13 protein-coding genes are annotated in these 14313 nt (G+C 68.3%); 8 read left to right on the plus strand and 5 right to left on the minus strand.

Going from position 1 to position 14313, the window contains the following annotated elements:
• Positions 1-88: 88 nt before the first annotated feature.
• Positions 89-1702: an acyl-CoA dehydrogenase family protein gene (locus tag MOQ72_RS24940; protein WP_242188054.1), complete on the minus strand. Its 1614-nt coding sequence runs from the start codon at positions 1700-1702 to the stop codon at positions 89-91.
• 210 nt (positions 1703-1912) lie between these two features.
• Between MOQ72_RS24940 and MOQ72_RS44635 the strand changes: the two genes are divergently transcribed.
• The 7 genes from MOQ72_RS44635 to MOQ72_RS24980 all read left to right on the plus strand — a co-directional run bounded on the left by MOQ72_RS44635 (position 1913) and on the right by MOQ72_RS24980 (position 10404).
• Entirely contained in the window at positions 1913-3445 is a 1533-nt protein-coding gene (locus MOQ72_RS44635) for a lytic transglycosylase domain-containing protein (RefSeq protein WP_308197950.1), read from the plus strand.
• A 191-nt stretch (positions 3446-3636) separates the two neighbouring features.
• On the plus strand, positions 3637-4590 hold the full coding sequence (locus MOQ72_RS24955) for a Ppx/GppA phosphatase family protein (protein WP_242188055.1): 954 nt from the start codon (positions 3637-3639) through the stop codon (positions 4588-4590).
• Between the two features lie 209 nt (positions 4591-4799).
• The gene (locus MOQ72_RS24960; RefSeq protein ID WP_242188056.1) at positions 4800-6431 is read left to right on the plus strand and encodes a peptide ABC transporter substrate-binding protein; all 1632 of its coding nucleotides are present in this window, start codon (positions 4800-4802) and stop codon (positions 6429-6431) included.
• Positions 6432-6503: 72 nt separating this feature from the next.
• Entirely contained in the window at positions 6504-7430 is a 927-nt protein-coding gene (locus MOQ72_RS24965) for an ABC transporter permease (protein WP_242188057.1), read from the plus strand.
• Positions 7423-8388, plus strand: a complete 966-nt coding sequence (locus tag MOQ72_RS24970; RefSeq protein WP_242188058.1) for an ABC transporter permease — start codon at positions 7423-7425, stop codon at positions 8386-8388. Before MOQ72_RS24965 ends, MOQ72_RS24970 begins: the two co-directional genes overlap by 8 nt.
• A 20-nt stretch (positions 8389-8408) precedes the next feature.
• Positions 8409-9410, plus strand: a complete 1002-nt coding sequence (locus MOQ72_RS24975) for an ABC transporter ATP-binding protein (protein WP_242188086.1) — start codon at positions 8409-8411, stop codon at positions 9408-9410.
• On the plus strand, positions 9403-10404 hold the full coding sequence (locus MOQ72_RS24980) for an ABC transporter ATP-binding protein (protein WP_242188059.1): 1002 nt from the start codon (positions 9403-9405) through the stop codon (positions 10402-10404). The genes MOQ72_RS24975 and MOQ72_RS24980 overlap by 8 nt, the downstream gene beginning before the upstream one ends.
• Before the next feature lie 61 nt (positions 10405-10465).
• On the opposite strand, the gene MOQ72_RS24985 is transcribed toward MOQ72_RS24980, so the two are convergent.
• Entirely contained in the window at positions 10466-11050 is a 585-nt protein-coding gene (locus MOQ72_RS24985; protein WP_242188060.1) for a TetR/AcrR family transcriptional regulator, read from the minus strand.
• Between the two features lie 127 nt (positions 11051-11177).
• Here MOQ72_RS24985 and MOQ72_RS24990 point away from each other — a divergent pair, with 127 nt between their 5' ends.
• Positions 11178-12047 carry an NmrA/HSCARG family protein gene (locus MOQ72_RS24990; RefSeq protein ID WP_242188061.1) on the plus strand — a complete coding sequence of 290 codons (870 nt, stop codon included), beginning with the start codon at positions 11178-11180 and terminating at the stop codon, positions 12045-12047.
• Positions 12048-12189: 142 nt separating this feature from the next.
• Here MOQ72_RS24990 and MOQ72_RS24995 read toward each other — a convergent pair whose 3' ends face one another.
• From MOQ72_RS24995 to MOQ72_RS25005, 3 genes are read right to left on the minus strand one after another with little or no spacing between them, the layout of a single operon-like run.
• Positions 12190-12426, minus strand: a complete 237-nt coding sequence (locus MOQ72_RS24995; RefSeq protein WP_242188062.1) for a helix-turn-helix transcriptional regulator — start codon at positions 12424-12426, stop codon at positions 12190-12192.
• A 16-nt stretch (positions 12427-12442) separates the two neighbouring features.
• Complete coding sequence (locus tag MOQ72_RS25000) at positions 12443-13279, minus strand: ABC transporter permease (protein WP_242188063.1); 837 nt, start codon at positions 13277-13279, stop codon at positions 12443-12445.
• Positions 13276-14166 carry an ABC transporter ATP-binding protein gene (locus MOQ72_RS25005; protein WP_242188087.1) on the minus strand — a complete coding sequence of 297 codons (891 nt, stop codon included), beginning with the start codon at positions 14164-14166 and terminating at the stop codon, positions 13276-13278. The genes MOQ72_RS25000 and MOQ72_RS25005 overlap by 4 nt, the downstream gene beginning before the upstream one ends.
• Positions 14167-14313 lie beyond the last annotated feature (147 nt).

The raw sequence follows: 14313 nt of genomic DNA on the forward strand, positions 1-14313 counted from the left end.
CGGGTGCCTAGAACTGGCACTCGGGAACCCGGACGAAGCAGTCTCCTGTTCGCCGGAAATCGGACCGCGTCGGAGTGTCGTTCAGGGGTCACTGGGTCGGAGCGATGCGGTCGAGGAGGCCGCGGGCGGCCGGGATCGGCGTTGCACCGAAGGTGTGGCCGAACGCGGCGAGCCGCGTAGCGGCGAAAGCCTCCGCGACCTGCGTCGGAGCGTGGCGGAACAGCAGCGACGCCTGGAGCGTCAGCGACAGGAGCTCCGCGAGGCCGCGCGCCCGTTCGGGCGCCGGAGCGGCGAGCTCGCCGCGGAGGCGCCGCAGCGCGGCGTCGTAGTCGGCGTTGGCGCCGGAGGCGGCGTCGAGTTCGGCGACGAGGGCGTCCTGTGTGGACGGTTGTTTGTCCAGTGCTCGCAGCAGGTCCAGCGCCGTGACATTGCCCGAGCCTTCCCAGATCGAGCTCAGCGGCGCCTCCCGGTACAGGCGGGGGAGTCCGGAGTCCTCGACATAACCGTTGCCGCCCAAGCATTCCAGCGCTTCGGCGACCACCGCCGGGGCGCGCTTGCACACGTAGAACTTCGCCGCGGGCAGCGCCAGTCGCAGCAGTTCGTGCTCGCCCTGCTCGACCGCCGCCGCCAGGCGCATCGCCAGCGTCGTCGCGGCTTCCGATTCCAGCGCCAGGTCGGCCAGGACGTTCTGCATCAGCGGCAGGTCCGCCAGCCGATGGCCGAAGGCGCTGCGGTGCTGCACGTGGTGCGCGGCTTCCGACAGTGCGATCCGGATGTTGGCCGCTGAGCCGAGGACGCAGTCCAGCCTGGTCATCGACACCATCTCGATGATGCAGCGGACCCCGCGGCCTTCTTCGCCGATCAGGTGGCCGAGCGCGCCGGTGTACTCGATCTCGGCCGAGGCGTTGGACTTGTTGCCGAGCTTGTCCTTCAGGCGCTGCAACCGGATCTCGTTGCGGCTGCCGTCCGGCAGCACTCGCGGCACCAGGAAGCAGCTCAGCCCGCCGGGCGCCTGCGCCAGGGTCAGGAACAGGTCGTTCATCGGCGCCGAGGTGAACCACTTGTGCCCGACGATCCGGTAGGTGCCGTCGGCCAGCGGTTCGGCCGCGGTGGTGTTGGCGCGCACGTCCGAGCCGCCCTGCTTCTCGGTCATCGACATGCCCGCCAGCAGCGCCGACTTCTCCGTCGGCGGGCGCAGCCCGAACTCGTAGGCCGATGCGGCGAGTTTCGGCTCGTACTGGCTGGCCAGCGTCGGCGCGTAGCGCAGCGCGGGCACGGCGGCGTAGGTCATGGAGATCGGACAGGTGTGCCCCGCCTCGACCTGCGACCACAGGTAGAAACCGGCGGCCCGGCGCAGGTGCGCGCCCGGCCCCTGCGTCCACGGTGCCGCGTGCAGGCCGTGGTCGATCGCCCGGGACATCAGCCGGTGCCAGGACGGGTGGAATTCGACCTCGTCGATCCGGTTGCCGTAGCGGTCGTGGGTGCGCAGCCGCGGCGGGTGCTCGTTGGCCAACCGACCGTGCTCGCGAGCCTGCGCGGAACCAGCCTCCAGCGCGAGCGCCGTGAGGTCGCCGACGGCGTAGCGGGTGAGCGCGGCGCCCAGCGCCGGGTCGCAGGCCAGCGGATCGAAACCGTCCAGCGGGGGCGGCTGATTGGCCACCCGGTGGGTGCTGAACACCGGTGGCTCATCGATGAGCGTCATGTTCGGAGGGTAGGCGCAAATCCCACCTGAACAGCGGACGTTCGGCCTATTGATCCACTCGACCGGCGCAACCGGACTGGTCGGCCGAGCCCACACCAGTCAGACGGGTGATGTGTCGGCTCGCCGTCCGGCGTTCCTCGAACCGGTGGTGTATCCAGGAATCCGTCTCGTTTTTCCGGTGCTGTTCAGGTCTGCGTGGGGGATGCAGCAGTGACGGCTGGCAAGAAGCGCCACGGCAAGCATGGGTGGCAGACAGCTCGGCGATTCGGCTCAGCGGCGCGGCGAACAGCGCGGAAGTGGGCCGCTGTGACCGCGATGGCGCCGGTGCTGCTGCTACCGGCCACTTTGGCGGGCGCGTCGAGTTCGTTCCAGGCGGGGCCGCTGAAACCGACTGGCCAACATCCTGATCCGCGCCAGCTCGGGGTGACCGGGCAGCTGCCGCGGAACCCGCAGCTCAGCCCCGAGTTGTTGAACCGGGCGGCCGATCCGGGGCAGCTGGCCACCGGCGCTGGGCCGCAGGTGGCATTGCCGCGGGGACCGCTGGGTATTCCGAAGCCGGTGCTGGCCGCGTACGTCCGGGCCGCGGACTTGGTGGACAAGGCCGATCGGGGCTGCGGACTGCACTGGTCGGTGCTGGCGTCGATCGGCCGGATCGAGTCCGAGCACGCTCGCTCCGGCAGCGTTGACGTGGTGGGTACGACGGTGCGGGCGATCCTCGGCCCGCGGCTGTCGGGCGGGCCGGACGTCGCCGCGATCTCGGACACCGACGGGGGCCGCTTCGACGGCGACCCGGTGTGGGACCGGGCGGTCGGGCCGATGCAGTTCATCCCGTCGACCTGGCGAATGTTCGCCGTCGATGGCAACGAAGACGGGGTTGCCAGCCCGCACAACATCCACGACGCCAGCGTCGCGGCCGGGCAGTACCTCTGCGGCGGGGGCGGCGATCTGCGCGATCCGCGAGATCTCGCGGCGGCGGTGTTCAACTACAACCACTCGGACAGCTACGTGCGGACCGTGCTGATCTGGGCGGCTGCGTACGCGAAGGGCGTGACGCCGACGCCGTCGGAGTTGTCTCCAGCGGTTGATGACGTGCTCGCGGGCGAACGTCTGCCGAACGGTCCAGCGGTGCTGGCCCTGCCACCGGCAGCGCCACCACCGGCTCCCGTGCCGACACCGCAACCAGCCCGACCCGCCCCGGCTGGGCCACCACCGGCGCCGTCGCGTCCGGCACCGCCGATCAGCGTCGACCCGCCGACCATCCCGCAGCCGACACCGCCGGATGTCGCACCGCCCGAGCTGACCACGCCGCCCAGCCCGATACCGCCCGAAACGCCGCCGAACTCGACTGCGCCCGGCTCGACGACGCAACCCGGAACGCCGCCACCGGCGACCAGCGCCCCGCCCGGAGCGAGTCAACCGGGCATTCCGCCGGAACCGAGCCAGCCCGGCGCACCGCCGCCGGGAACCTCGGCGCCGCCACCCGCGCCGGGCGGGACCGTGCCCCCGTCCGAAAGCCTCGTGCCACCGGCGCCGCCGTCCGACCCGATACCGTCGAACGCCTGCGATCCAGGGGTGCTCACCAGCGGCGAGTTCGCCACCGCGGAACAGCCGCCGGGGACGAGCCTCGAACCGGGCGCGGCCGACCCGGCCGCCGCTGTCCCCGGCCAGGTCGTTTTCGTCGAAACTGGCACCGCGGGTGCGCTCGGCCCCTGCACCGTTCCTGCCGACTACCGCCCGCTGTGAACCGTCACGACCGTCGTGCCAGCTGCTCCGGATCGGGTGGTGCGTTGACAGCTGAGCGAAGCCGCGATCACCGGAAGATCCACGACATCGGGCGACCCAACGCCCGTCAGTTCGGGTGAACTTCGGGGCGCTGGCCCGAGCCGCTAGCGTTGGATGTGGGTGCACACCCGTCGAGCGCGAGGAGGACGCAGATGCCACGGGTCGCGGCGATCGACTGCGGGACGAACTCGATCCGCTTGCTGGTAGCAGATGTGACAGTGCACGACGACGGTCGGCGCGACCTGCGTGATGTGCACCGGGAGATGCGGATCGTCCGGCTCGGCCAAGGCGTCGACGCCACCGGGCGGCTCGCCGAGGAAGCCCTGGAGCGCACCAGGGTCGCGCTGGTCGACTACGCCGCGATCGCCCGTCGCAAGGGCGTCGAGCGGATCCGCATGGTGGCCACCTCGGCCACTCGGGACGCGTCCAACCGCGAGGACTTCTTCGCCATGGTCCGGGACACCATCGGGGTCGAAGCCGAGGTGATCACCGGTGACGAAGAGGCCCGGCTGTCGTTCACCGGCGCGGTCGGCGACCTCGACCCGGCGGATGGGCCGTTCGTGGTCACCGACATCGGCGGCGGTTCCACCGAGCTGGTGGTGGGCACTTGGGACGGTGCCAGCGCCGACATCACCGCCGCGTACTCCGCCGACATCGGCTGCGTGCGCCTGACCGAGCGCTGCCTGCGCAGCGATCCGCCCACCGACGACGAGGTCCGGGAGGCCGAGAAGGTGACCCGGCAGATCCTCGACGACGCGTTCGCCGCGGTGGACTGCGCGGCAGCGCGCACCTGGGTCGGGGTGGCGGGCACGGTGACCACGCTGTCCGCCATCGCGCAGGAACTACCCGAATACGACCCGGTCGCAATTCATCTTTCCCATATTTCCCAGACCCGAATCGGGCAGATCGCCGCGGACTTGCTCCGAATGGGGCATGACGAACGTGCCTCGATCGGCTCCTTGCATCCGGGCCGAGTGGATGTGATCGGCGGTGGCGCGCTGGTGGTGAAGGTGCTGGCAGAAGAATTGGAGGAGCGCGCGGGCATTTCCGCGATGACCGTCAGTGAGCACGACATACTCGACGGTATAGCCTTGTCTATCAGCTAGTTCTCAGTATGTGGACCGCTAGCCCATTTTCTGGATGGTTCGAGATCTGGATCGAGTCAGAAAGTGACGGCTTTGTGACAGTGCATCGCCGCAAGGCGGTTCTCACCTATGTTTACGCTCGTCTGACGCGGCGGTGAATGAACCGCCGCGCGTGATGACCCCGGAAATCAAAAACCCTCTGGGGCACACGTGGAAGCGGGAGGACCTACATGCGAAAGGGACGTTTGGCCGCTTTGATCGCGGCCCCGCTGGCCGTGGCGATGATCGCCACCGGCTGCGGCGGGGGCGGCAGCGGCTCGGGAGAGGACGGCATCGTCACCCTCGACTGGGGTGAGCCGGAGAACCCTCTGGTCCCAGCCAACACCACCGAGGAAAACGGTGGTTTCGTCGTCAACGCCCTGTTCACCGGACTGGTGAACTACCGGGCTAGTGACCTCAAGGTGGAGAACGCGGTCGCGGAGTCGATCGAGAGCACCGACCACCAGAACTACACGATCAAGCTGAAGCCGGGCTGGACGTTCCACGACGGGACCCCGGTCAAGGCCAAGAACTTCGTGGACGCCTGGAACTACTCCGCGTACGGTCCGCACGGCTTCCAAGGCGCGAGCTTCTTCGAGCAGATCGACGGCTACGACGCGATGCAGTCCGAAGACCCGGACGGCGACGACGGCCCGCTTCAGGCGCCACCCCCAGCCGCGGACAAGCTGGCCGGGCTGAACGTGGTCGACGACAACACCTTCACGGTCCGGCTGAAGGCGCCGTTCACGATCTTCCCGGTCGTCCTCGGCTACTCGGCCTACATGCCGCTGCCGGACTCGTTCTTCCGGGACCCGAAGGCGTTCGAGGAGCACCCGATCGGCAACGGGCCGTTCAAGTTCGACTCCCGCATCCCGAACCAGGAACTTCGGATCAGCGCCTACGACCAGTACGCGGGCACTGACAAGCCGACGATCCGGGGCGCCGTCTTCAAGGTCTACGACCAGCTCGACGCCGCCTACCAGGACCTGATCTCGGGCAACCTGGACTTCCTGCGGGCCATCCCGGTCTCCGCGCTGGTCGGCGACAAGTGGAAGCAGGACCTCGGCGACCGCGCCAAGCAGAAGCCAGGTCTGCTGACCCAGAACATGGGCTTCCCGATCTACGATCCGAAGTTCAAGAACCCCTTGCTGCGCAAAGCGATCTCGATGTCGATCGACCGCAAGACGATCACGCAGCAGGTGTTCGCCGGGGGCCGCGACCCCGCCGACGGCTTCGCCACCCCGGCGGTCGACGGCTACCGCCCGAACCAGTGCGGTGAGGCATGCGAGTTCAACCCGGAGAAGGCCAAGCAGTACCTGCAGCAGGCCGGTGGGTTCCAGGGCGTGCTGACCGTGGAGACCAACGGCGACGGCGGCCACAACGAGTGGGCGCAGGCCGTGGCCGCGAGCATCAAGCAGAACCTCGGCATCGAGACGCAGTTCGTCCCGACCCCGACGTTCGGCGAGTTCCGGCAGAAGGCGAACGCGTTCCAGTTCAGCGGCCTGTTCCGGACCGGTTGGAAGGCCGACTACCCGAACATCGAGACCTTCCTGACGCAGCTCTACCGCACGAACGCGTCGTCGAACGACTACAAGTACAGCAACCCCGCGTTCGATGCGGCCCTCGACCGGGCGAACGCGGCTCCCACCGTCGAGGCGGCCACCGCCGCCTACGCCGACGCGGAGAAGCTGCTCGCCGACGACCTGCCGATCGTCCCGCTGTGGACGCAGCCCGTGCAGTACGGCTTCTCGGAGCGGATCGCTCAAGGTGAGGTCAAGGCTTACCGTGAACTTGACCTGACGACGGTGCGCCTGAACCCGTAAAACCGAACCGGTGCCCGGCCCGTCTCGATCAGGCGGGCCGGGCCCTGCGCTGGCTGTGATGAGGAGGCCCGAATGGGTCGCTACGTGTTGCGGCGGTTGCTGCAACTGATCCCGGTGTTCATCGGGACCACCCTGATCATCTACTTGCTGGTCTGGGCGATCCCGGGTGACCCGTTCGCGGGAAAGTGCGGTGACCGGGGCTGCCCGCCCGCCTACATCGCCGAAATGCACGAGAAGTACAACCTGGACGACCCCCTGATCGTTCAGTACTTCAAATACCTCGGAAAGCTCCTAACGGGTGATTTCGGGGAAACGTACGCGGGTATCCCGATCAGCACGCTGATGGAGAACGCCTACCCGATCACGATCAAGTTGGCCCTCGTCGCGCTGATCATCGAGGGCGTCATCGGCCTGGCCGCTGGCATCCTGACCGGCCTGCGCGGTCGCGGCTTCCTGGACAACCTGGTCCTGGTGTCGACGCTGTTCCTGATCTCGCTGCCGGTGTTCGTCACCGGTTTCATCCTGCAGATCGTGCTGGGCAGCGAACTCGGCATCATCAGGCCAACGGTGAGCTCGAACCCATCGATCGGGGAGCTGATCGTGCCGGGATTCGTGCTCGGCTCGCTGTCGATGGCGTACGTGGCCCGGCTGACCCGGACCAGCATGATGGAGAACCGTCGCGCCGACTTCGTGCGGACCGCGGTCGCCAAGGGCCTGGAGCCCAGGCGGGTCGTCGGCGTGCACCTGCTGCGGAACTCGCTGATCCCGGTGATCACGTTCCTGGGCACCGACCTCGGCACCTTGATGGGCGGCGCCATCGTCACCGAGGGCGTGTTCAACATCCGCGGCATCGGGGGCTTGGTCTTCAGGGCGATCCTGACCAAGGAAGGCACCACGGTTACCGGCATCGTCACCGTGCTGGTGCTGGTCTACCTGCTGATGAACCTGCTCGTGGACATTCTCTACGCGGTTCTCGACCCGAGGATCCGATATGACTGACCAAAGCGCATCCAGCCTCGTCACGGACCTGACCGACGCGGACGCGGCACATGTGGAGACAGCCGGACCGGCCGGGGGCAGGAACGAGAAGCCCCGCGGTCTGTGGGGAGATGCGTGGCGGGAACTGCGCAGCCGCCCGCTGTTCATCGTCGCCTCGGTGATCATCCTGGTGCTGCTGTTCATCGCTGCCTTCCCGAGCGTGTTCACCTCGGTCGACCCGGCCTTCCAGGATCTGGCCAAGTCCCGGCAGGCGCCGTCGGCCGGGGCTCCCTTCGGCTACGACAACCTCGGCCGCGACATCTACGCGCGCGCCATCTACGGCACCCGGGCGTCGATCACCGTCGGCTTGCTGGCGACGATCCTGACAGTGCTGCTCGGCGGCACGGTCGGCATCATGGCCGGTTACTTCGGCGGCTGGTTCGACAACCTGTGCTCCCGGTTCTCCGAGATCTTCCTGGGCTTGCCGTTCGTGCTCGGCGCGATCGTCATCCTGACCACCTTCAACGCGGAGGTCACCGTGCCCAGCGGGGCGCGGATCGTCACCCAGGTGGTGCTGACGATCGCGGTGCTGTCCTGGCCGATCTCGATGCGGATCATGCGCGCGGCGGCGATCTCGGCCAAGCAACAGGACTACGTGAAGGCAGCGAGGGCGCTCGGCGCCAGTGCGCCGCGGATCATCGTGCGCCACATGCTGCCGAACTGCCTGGCGCCTGTCCTGGTGTACTCGACGATCGCGCTGGGCGGCTTCATCGGTGCCGAGGCGACGCTGTCGTTCCTGGGCATCGGGCTGCGTGATCCAGTGGTGTCCTGGGGCGTGATGATCGCCGAGTCGCGCAGCTACATCCAGGGCGCGCCGCACCTGCTGCTGTTCCCGGCCGGGTTCCTGGTGGTCACGGTGCTGGCGTTCGTGATGCTCGGCGACGCCGTGCGCGACGCGCTCGACCCGAAGCAGAGGTAGGAGAAACCGCTTTGTCTACTGTGGACAACCAAGCCCCGGCGGAGCGGCTGCTGGAGGTCGAGGACCTGCACGTGGAGTTCCGCACCCGCGATGGCGTGGCCAAGGTCCTCAACGGCGTCAACTACCACGTCGACGCCGGGGAAACCCTTGCCGTGCTGGGCGAATCCGGCTCCGGCAAGAGCGTCACCGCGCAGACCATCATGGGCATCCTGGACATGCCGCCGGGTGTGATCACCGGCGGTTCGATCCGGTTCCGCGGCGAGGACCTGCTGACCGCCTCCGACACCCGGCGGCGCGAGCTGCGCGGTGACTCGATGGCGATGATCTTCCAGGACGCGCTGTCCGCGCTGAACCCGGTCTACACGGTCGGGTTCCAGATCGCCGAGCAGCTGCGGATGCGCCGCGGCATGTCCCGCAAGGAGGCCACGATCAAGGCCACCGAGCTGCTGGACCAGGTGAAGATCCCGAACGCCAAGCAGCGCGTGAAGGAGTTCCCGCACCAGTTCTCCGGCGGCATGCGGCAGCGCGCGATGATCGCGATGTCGCTGGCGCTGGACCCGACGCTGCTCATCGCCGACGAGCCGACCACCGCGTTGGACGTCACGGTGCAGGCCCAGATCATGGACCTGCTCGACGAGCTGCGCCGGGAGCGCGGCATGGGCCTCATCCTGATCACCCACGACCTGGGCGTGGTCGCCGAGGTCGCGGACCGGATCGTGGTGATGTACGCCGGGCGGATCGTGGAGTCCGCGGACGCCTATTCGCTCTACCAGCAGCCCGGCCACCCCTACACTGAGGGCCTGATGCGGTCGATCCCGCGGCTGGACCTCAAGGGGCAGGAGTTGGAGACCATCAAGGGGTTGCCGCCGAGCCTGCTGGCGGTGCCGCCGGGCTGCCCGTTCCACCCGCGCTGCCCGCGCGCCGAGGAGCGCTGCCGCCAGGAAGTTCCGGCCAACCACCAGTTGGGCCTCGGGCGGGAGAGCGCCTGCCACTTCGCGGAGGAGTTGATGAGCCATGGCTGAGCCGATCCTCCAGGTGCGCGACCTGGTCAAGCACTTCCCGGTCACCCAGGGCGTGGTGTTCAAGCGGACCATCGGCCACGTGCGCGCCGTGGACGGGGTGTCGTTCGACCTCAACCGGGGCGAAACGCTCGGTGTGGTGGGCGAGTCCGGCTGCGGCAAGTCGACGCTGGCGCAGGTGCTGATGCGGCTGGAGAAGCCGACCAGCGGTTCGGCGCTGTTCGAGGGCCGCGACATTTTCAAGATGCGCGGCACCGAGCTGCGCAAGCTGCGGCGGGACATGCAGATCGTGCTGCAGGACCCGTACACCTCGCTGAACCCGCGGCGCACCGTCGGCGACATCGTCGGCGAGCCCTTCGAGATCCACCCGGAGGTGGCGCCGAAGGGCGAGCGGCGGCGCAAGGTGCAGGAGTTGCTGGAAGTGGTGGGGCTGAACCCCGAGCACATCCAGCGCTACCCGCACCAGTTCTCCGGTGGTCAGCGGCAGCGCATCGGCATCGCGCGGGCGCTGGCGCTGCGGCCGAAGGTGATCATCTGCGACGAGCCGGTGTCCGCGCTGGACGTCTCGATCCAGGCGCAGGTGATGAACCTGCTCGGCGAGCTGCAGCAGGAGTTCGGCCTGTCGTACGTGTTCATCGCGCACGACTTGGGCGTGGTGCGGCACCTGTCGGACCGGGTGGCGGTGATGTACCTGGGCAAAGTGGTGGAGATCGGCACGGACGAGCAGATCTACGAACACCCGCAGCACCCGTACACCCAGGCGCTGCTGTCGTCGGTGCCGGTGCCGGACCCGACGCTGCGCGGGCGCCGCGAGATCATCCGCCTGACCGGCGACGTCCCGAGCCCGGCGAACCCGCCATCGGGCTGCCGCTTCCGAACCCGCTGCTGGAAGGCCCAGGACCTCTGCGCGGAGAAGGTCCCGGAGCTGGAAGTCCGCCTCGGCTCCCACCCATCGGCCTGCCACTTCGCCGAAGAACGCCCCCACGTAGTGGCGTGATCAGGTGATCTTTTCGAGGTGAGGGGCACCCTTCGCCAAGTAAGTTGGTAAAGGGTGCCCCTCACTCATCACCCGATCCGGTTGGGCGGAGGCCGTCGAAGACGATGATGAGTTCGTGGGCCGGGCGGGATTCGGTTACGGCTCGCCGGTACATGCCAAGGCAGCCGACGATCAGTGAGCGCACCTCGGTCGTGGTGAGGTCGGCGCGTACCGCGCCTGCCTGTTGCGCGCGTTCGAGGAGCTTGCCGAGAACGTCGTTGAACTCGGTTTCCTGGCACGCCGTTTTCAGTTGCTGGCCAGTCGATTCCAGGGCGTCGCAGATGTCCTTGTTGAGCGCGGCCTGCTCCACCACCTGCTGGAAGTAGTCGAAGAACGCCTTCCCGGGATCAGCGGCTTTGGCGTGGTCGCGGGCAGTCTCGACCATTCGCTGGATCCGCTCGGAAACCACCGCTTCGAAAAGCGCTTCTTTGGTGGGGAAGTGGCGGTAGACCGTGCCGGGTCCGACTCCGGCGCGGCGGGCGATGTCGTCCAGCGGAACCGCGATGCCTTTGGCGGCGAACAGCTCCTGCGCGGCCTCCAGGACGCGCTCGCGGTTGCGCTGGGCGTCCGCGCGCAGGCGTTTCGCCGGGGCCTTCGACGTGGTCACGCGGTGATCCTACCGCCGCCGTGGACAACCGGGGCGTGCGTTCCGTATATTCCAGTAGCGGGGCGTTCGTTCCGGTTATGCGCCCGGGAACCCGGAGGAAGATGTGTCCGAAGCACAAAATCGATCAGTGCTCGTCGTCGGTGCCACCGGGCAGCAAGGCGGCGCCACCGCCGCGCAGCTGCTCAAGCGCGGCTGGCGGGTGCGTGCGATAACCCGCAGCGCGACCGGCGACGCCGCGAAGCGGCTGGCGGAGGCCGGAGCGGAGCTGGTCGAAGGCGACATGGACGACCGCGCGCTGCTGGTAGCCGCGATGCGCGACGTCTCCGGCGTGTTCAGCGTGCAGCCGACCTTCATCACGCCCGAGCTGTCCCCCGACGTCAGCCACGACGACGAGGTCCGCTGGGGCAAGAACGTGGCCGACGCCGCGAAGGCCGCCGGTGTGCGACACCTCGTCTACGCGTCGTCGATCAACGCCGATCGTCATTCCGGCATGCCGACGCTGGAGAACAAGCGGGAGATCGAGCAGCACATCCGGGCGTTGGGGATCGCGGCCACGATGTTGCGCCCGGTCTCGTTCATGGAGAACTACGCCGCGGGGATGCCCGGCCAGTCGGCCATCGGCGGCGAGTTGACGACGGCGATCAAGGCCGACGTATCGCAACCGCTGATCGCTGTGGCCGACATCGGCGTCTTCGCCGCGTTGGCCTTCGAGAACCCGGACGAGTACGTCGGCCGGGCGCTGGAGATCGCAGGTGATTCGCTCACTCCGCCGCAGATCGCCGCAGCGCTGTCCCGCGCGACCGGTCGGTCGATTCGGCACGTCGAAATGCCGCTGGAACCGCTGCGCGAGCAGAACCCGCGCCTGTATCGCGCCTACACCTGGTTGAACGAGCAGGACCTCGGTGTGGACATCCCAGCACTGCGTCGACTCCACCCCGACCTGATGACCTTCGAAACCTGGCTCGCCACCCGAGGTCGCGCCCTGCTTGGCGCCTGACCGGCAATCGTGAGTGCCGCGCGGTTAGCCCTTGTCCCCGCGCAGCGGTGGGAGCGGGGATCGGCGATTTCGCGCGAAATCGGCACCTGCTCCCCACGGGAAGCGGCGATTTCGCGCGAAATCGCGCAGTACTCACGACGCCTCAGGCCGGGCGGTCCGCGCCGATGCGGGGGAACGGGTGGATCGAGAACACCACCTCCACCGGGACTTCGAAGTGCTCGGCGATGCGCAACGCCAGGTGCAGGCTCGGGCTGTACTCGCCCCGTTCCAGGTAACCGACGGTCTGGTAGTGCACGCCGAGCGCTTCGGAGAGTTGTCGGCGGGAGATCCCGCGTTCGGTCCGCAGCATCGCGATGCGGTTGTAGATCGTCTCGCTCATGTCTTCTCCGCCCGTGTCAGCGAATGCGCTGCATGGCCTTCTCGCGCCGCGCAGCCACACTCGACCCGGACTCGCGCCGCGCCATCCGGCGCAGCACCATCGGCGCCACCACCAGGCCGATCACGGCCCACACGCCGAGCACCCCGACCGTCTCCAGGTGCCGCCAGGACCCGCCGATCTCGGCCGCCGCCAACGCGTCCGGCAGCAGCGCCGACCGCATGCCCAGCCCCAGCCAGTACATCGGGAACACTTGCGCGATCCACTGCAGCCACTGCGGGAAGCCGGTGATCGGGTAGAAGATCCCGGAGATGGAGATCAACCCCATCATCGGCAACATGATCAGGCCCATGCTCCGCGGGCTGGAGAACAGCGAGCCGATGATCGCCCCGAGCGGCATCGTCGCGACCAGCCCCAGCACCAGAACCCACAACAGGGTCAGCCAGGTGCTGATGCCGGTGGACAGGCCGTCGAACATCACCAGGCCGGGAACCAGCACGATCACCAGGCTGATCAACGACATGCCGCCGATCTGCGTGATCTTGCCGACCAGATATCCGAGCATCCCGTTCGGGGTGGCCTTGGCGCGCAGCAGGGTGCCGTCCTCACGTTCGACGGTCAGCTGCTGGGCGACTGTGAGCAACCCGGCGAACCCGATGCCCATGCCGAGCACGCCCGGCAGCGTCATCGCGCCCAACGAGAACCCGGCCACGGTGGCGTCGCGCTGGAAGGACATCACCACCAGCAGGATGATCGAGGGGAACAGGTAGCCCCACAGGTCTTGCGGGGTGGTGAGGGTCTGGCGGAATTCGATCAGACCGCGCCGCAGTCCGACGCGCATGGCGTTGGCGTTCACCGGTTCTCCTCCTCGGCGCCGAAGGGCAGGGGTGCGTCCTCGCCGCGTCCTGATTCGTGGGCGAGCACCATCGCCATGTAGGTGTCCTCCAAGGTGGCTCGGCGTACCTCAAGATCGGTGATCGCGTCGCCGTGCTGCGCGAACAGTTCGCGAACGAACCCGGTGGCGTCGGCGGTCGCGTGCACGAACCGCTGGCCGTCGCATGCCCACTTCACCTCCGACTCGGCGGCCACCTGCCGGGACAGCGCGTCGGCCGAGCCGTCGGCGACGATCCGGCCACCGGCCAGGATCAGGATGCGGTCGGCCAACTTCTCGGCCTCGTCCAGGTCGTGCGTGGTGAGCAGGATCGCGGTGTTGTCGTCGTCGGCGAGCCGATGCACCAGGTCGTGGAACTCGCGGCGGGCCTGCGGGTCGAAGCCGACGGTGGGTTCGTCCAGGAACAGCAGTTCCGGGCGACCGACGATGCCGATCGCCACGTCCAGCCGTCGCCGCTGGCCGCCGGAGAGCTGCCCGACCCGCTTGTTCGCGTGCTCGGTCAGGCCAACCGTTGCGATGAGCTCGTCGACGTCCCGGGGGCGGGTGATCTCCTCCGTCGCGTACGGCGCGTAGTAGGCGCCCAGGTGCGCCAGCAGTTCCCGCACTCGCCACTTGCTGTGGTCGCGCCAGGACTGCAGCACGACGCCGAGTCGGGCGTGCCAGTGCTCGTCGCCTTGCGCCGGGTCGGTGTCGAGGACCTTGACCTCGCCGCCGGAGCGCATCCGGAAGCCTTCCAGGATCTCGATCGTCGTGGTCTTGCCCGCCCCGTTCGGCCCGAGCAGCGCGACCACTTCGCCGCGCCGCGCGGTGAAGCCCACGCCCTTGAGGACATCCGTGTTGCCATATCGCATCCGCAGGTCGCGGACGTCCAGCACGGCGTCCTCGACCGGTAACGGCACGGACGGCGGAGGTGCCTCCGATTCGTTCGCGATTGTCATCACCCAGGTGCCTTCCGTAGCAGTACTCGTGAGTTATGTAGCAGTCATGCTACATCTCGA

Origin of the sequence: Saccharopolyspora soli, assembly GCF_022678645.1 — a bacterium.
GTDB lineage: Bacteria > Actinomycetota > Actinomycetes > Mycobacteriales > Pseudonocardiaceae > Saccharopolyspora > Saccharopolyspora soli.